Below are 521 nucleotides of genomic sequence, written 5' to 3' on the forward strand. Positions count from 1 at the left end.
CAATTTTTTAAATCTTTCTTTCTTATCCTTTTCCACTTTATCTTTTTTTTTTTTTTTTTATTCCCTTTTTTTTTTTTTTCCTTTTTTTTCTTCCTTTTCTTCTTTTCTTTTTCTTTTCTTCTTTTTTTTTTCTTCCTTTTTTTTTCTCTCTTCTTTTTTTCTTTTTTTTTTTTTTTTTTTTTTTTTTTTTCCTTTTTTTTCTTCTTTTTCTTTTCTTTTTTTTTTTTTTTTTTCTCCTTTTTTTCTTTCCTTTTTTTTTTTCTTTTTTCCTTTTCCTTCTTTTTTTTTTTTTTTTTTTTCACTCATTCCTATCTCTCTCCTTAATCTTCTTTTTCCTTTCTCCTTTTCTCCTACTTTTTTTTTTTTTCTTTTCTTTTCTTCTCTCTCCTTCTTTTTTCTTTTTTTTTTTTTTCTTTCTTTTCTTCTTCTCTTCTTTTTTTTTCTTTCTTTTTTTCTCTTTTGTCTCCTTCTCTTTTCTCCTCTTTCTTCTCTTTCCTTTCTTTCTTTTTTCTTTTTTTTTT

The 521-nt window shown here is 21.1% G+C and carries 1 protein-coding gene; it reads right to left on the minus strand.

Translation table 11 applies throughout. The annotated features are described in order from the left end of the window. Positions 1-57: 57 nt before the first annotated feature. The coding region (locus tag DNK84_RS15290; RefSeq protein ID WP_208123362.1) for a hypothetical protein at positions 58-521 on the minus strand (464 nt) is incomplete at its 5' end.

Source organism: Facilibium subflavum (assembly GCF_003574485.1).
Taxonomy (GTDB): Bacteria; Pseudomonadota; Gammaproteobacteria; order Francisellales; family Francisellaceae; genus Facilibium; species Facilibium subflavum.